General features: G+C 75.8%; 3 protein-coding genes. 2 read left to right on the plus strand and 1 reads right to left on the minus strand.

All coding sequences use genetic code 11. The annotated features are described in order from the left end of the window. Both GT030_RS20800 and hemW read left to right on the plus strand, forming a co-directional pair. On the plus strand, positions 1-1,747 hold a 1,747-nt coding region (locus tag GT030_RS20800), incomplete at its 5' end, for a SpoIIE family protein phosphatase (protein ID WP_202460357.1). Between the two features lie 59 nt (positions 1,748-1,806). Further along, entirely contained in the window at positions 1,807-3,039 is a 1,233-nt protein-coding gene (gene hemW, locus GT030_RS20805) for a radical SAM family heme chaperone HemW (protein ID WP_161202392.1), read from the plus strand. Positions 3,040-3,048: 9 nt separating this feature from the next. Here hemW and GT030_RS20810 read toward each other — a convergent pair. Further along, positions 3,049-3,576, minus strand: a 528-nt coding sequence (locus tag GT030_RS20810) for a DUF3097 family protein (RefSeq protein WP_161202393.1), incomplete at its 5' end; no start/stop codon positions are given.

The raw sequence follows: 3,576 nt of genomic DNA on the forward strand, positions 1-3,576 counted from the left end.
CGGCTCGGCCCGCGCGCTCGTCCGCGCCGCCTTCGCCGACTGGGCCGGCCTCGGCCTCACCGGCCCCGACGGCGCCGCCCGGCTCGGCGAGGACGCCACCGCGGTCGTCAGCGAACTCGTCACCAACGCCGTCGTGCACGCCGGCACCGAGGTGGAGGTCGACTGGCGGCTGGAGGAGAGCGGCGCCTTCGTCGTGGAGGTCCATGACCAGCACCCCGCCCGCGCCCCGCGCGACCCCGCCGACGAGGCCCCGTACGAGACGCCCGAGCACGGGCGCGGGCTGCGCCTTGTCGCCACGCTCGCCGAGTCCTGGGGCGTCACCTACCGCACCGGCCGCAAGACCGTCTGGGCCCGCCTGCCGCCCGGCGGCACCGCGGAGCCCGACGGCCCCGCGCCCGCGCCGGCCCTGGTCGCCGCCGAGGCCCTCGCCCCGCAGCCGCAGCGCGCCGCGGGCGACCGGGACTGGCTCGGCCGGGGCGCGCTCTCCTTCCTCGCCGAAGCCTCCGACCTGCTCGCCGGACAGCTCGACGAGAACCTGGTCGCCGCCCTCACCGGCCAGCTGATCGTGCCCCGTCTCGCGGACTGGTGCGCGATCTGGCTGGAGGACGAGGCGACCGTACGCGGCGGCGGTGACGGCCCCGCGCGCGTGTGGCACACCAGCGAGGCCCGCACCGAGGACCTCCAGCGGGCCCTGGAGAAGGAGCCCCCGCGCTCCCGCCACACCGTGCGCTCCGGCCCTGAGCCCTACCCCTGGCCCGGCACCGCGCTCGGCCCCGAGGGCACCCACGGCACCGCCCTCGCCTACCGGCTGGTCGCCGGCGGCCGCCCGCTCGGCACCCTGCTCATCGGCCGCTGCGGACTGCTCGGCTTCCCCGACGAGATCACCGGCCTGGTCGAGGACCTCGGCCGCCGGGTCGCCCTCGCCATCGGCGCCGCCCGCCAGTACGCCCGCCAGGCCACCATCAGCGCCGTCCTCCAGCGCGGCCTGCTGCCCGGCGCGGTCGCCGAGATCCCCGGCATGACCAGCGCGCTGGTCTACGAACCCCGCGACCAGGGCGGTCCCAGCGGCGACTTCTACGACCTCTTCCCGGCCGGGCACGGCCGCTGGTGCTTCGCCGTCGGCGACGTCCAGGGCAAGGGCCCCGAGGCCGCCGTCGTCATCGGTCTCGCCCGCCCCTGGCTCCGGCTGCTCGCCCGCGAGGGGTACGGCGTCGCGGACGTCCTCGACCGGCTCAACCAGCTCCTCCTGGACGACGCCACCGAGGCCGCCGACGCCGCCGCCCGCGCCCTGATCGCCGCCGGAGGCGGACCCTTCGCCCCCGGCGACGGCCCGCAGACCCGGTTCCTGTCCCTGCTGTACGGCGAGCTGACCCCCGTCGACGGCGGCGTCCGCTGCACCCTCGCCTCCGCCGGGCACCCGCTGCCCCTGGTGCTGCGCCCCGACGGCCGGGTCAGCACCGCCGCCCGCCCGCAGACCCTGCTCGGCGTCGTCGAGGACGAGACCTACACCAGCGAGACCATCGAGCTGCACCCCGGCGACAGCCTGCTGTGCGTCACCGACGGCGTCACCGAGCGCCGCTCGGGCACCGACCAGTTCGACGACGGCGACGGCCTCGCCCGCGCCCTCTCCGGCTGCACCGGCCTGAGCGCCGAGCACATCGCGGACCGCATCCGCGACCTCGTGCACGGCTTCGGCGAGGACGCGCCCGAGGACGACCTCGCCCTGCTGGTGCTCCAGGCACAGTGAAGGCGGGCAGGGAAGCGGGGTGAACCGGGTCCCGCGCGCGGTGCGGGACAATGGAGGACATGCCTTCCGCACTCCCCGACGGCGAGTCCGTCCCCGACGACGGCGCGCTGCCCGCCGCCGCGCTCGCCGGTGCCGCCGAGCGGCCCCTCGGGTTCTATCTGCACGTCCCGTACTGCGCCACCCGCTGCGGCTACTGCGACTTCAACACCTACACCGCCACCGAGCTGCGCGGCAAGGGCGGCGTGCTCGCCTCGCGCGACAACTACGCGGACACCGTCGTGGAGGAGATCCGGCTCGCCCGCAAGGTGCTGGGCGACGACCCCCGCGAGGTCCGTACGGTCTTCGTCGGCGGCGGTACGCCCACCCTGCTGGCCGCCGGGGACCTGGTACGGATGCTGGGCGCGATCCGGGACGAGTTCGGCCTCGCGCCCGACGCCGAGATCACCACCGAGGCCAACCCGGACTCCGTCGACCCGGCCTACCTGGCCACCCTGCGCGAGGGCGGCTTCAACCGGCTCTCCTTCGGCATGCAGAGCGCGAAGCCGCACGTGCTCCAGATCCTCGACCGCACCCACACCCCCGGCCGCCCCGAGGCATGCGTGGCCGAAGCCCGCGCGGCCGGGTTCGAGCACGTCAACCTCGACCTGATCTACGGCACCCCCGGCGAGTCCGACGACGACTGGCGCGCCTCCCTGGAGGCGGCGCTCGGCGCGGGCCCCGACCACATCAGCGCCTACGCCCTGATCGTCGAGGAGGGCACCCAGCTCGCCCGGCGCATCCGGCGCGGCGAGGTCCCGATGACCGACGACGACGTGCACGCCGACCGGTACCTCATCGCCGAGGAGCTGCTCACCGCGGCGGGCCTGCACTGGTACGAGGTCTCCAACTGGGCCACCTCCGAGGCGGCCCGCTGCCTGCACAACGAGCTGTACTGGCGCGGCGCCGACTGGTGGGGCGCGGGCCCCGGCGCCCACAGCCACGTCGGCGGGGTGCGCTGGTGGAACGTCAAGCACCCCGGCGCCTACGCCGCCGCCCTCGCCGCGGGCCGCACCCCCGGCGCGGGCCGCGAACTCCTCACCGACGAGGACCGCCGGGTGGAACGCATCCTCCTGGAACTCCGCCTGCGCGACGGCGTCCCCCTGAGCCTGCTGAAACCGGCCGGCCTGGCCGCCGCCGGCCGCGCCCTCACCGACGGCCTCCTGAACCCCGGGCCCTACGCGGAGGGCCGCGCCACCCTCACCCTGCGCGGCCGCCTGCTGGCCGACGCGGTGGTGCGGGACCTGGTGGACTGAGCCGGGCGGCTACGCCTCGGCGGTGACGAAGTCGATCAACTCCTCCACCCGGCCGAGGAGTTCCGGCTCCAGGTCCCGGTAGGACGTCACCTTCGCCAGGATCGCCTGCCACACCGCACCGGTGTTTTCCGGCCACCCCAGCGCCTTGCAGACGCCCGTCTTCCAGTCCTGGCCGCGGGGGACGCGGGGCCAGGCGGGGATGCCGACGGCCGACGGCTTCACGGCCTCCCAGATGTCGATGTACGGGTGGCCGACCACCAGGGCGTGGTCGCTGGTCACCGACTGGGCGATGCGCCACTCCTTGGTGCCGGGCAGCAGATGGTCCACCAGAACGCCGAGGCGGGCGTCGGCGCCGGGTGCGAATTCGGCCACGATGGCGGGCAGGTCGTCCACGCCCTCCAGGTACTCCACGACGACGCCCTCGATGCGCAGGTCGTCGCCCCAGACCTTCTCCACCAGCTCGGCGTCGTGCCTGCCCTCGACGTAGATCCGCCCCGCGCGGGCCACGCGGGCGCGGGCGCCGGGGACGGCGACCGA

Origin of the sequence: Streptomyces sp. SID1328 (assembly GCF_009865595.1) — a bacterium.
In the GTDB taxonomy this organism is placed as follows: domain Bacteria; phylum Actinomycetota; class Actinomycetes; order Streptomycetales; family Streptomycetaceae; genus Streptomyces; species Streptomyces griseoluteus.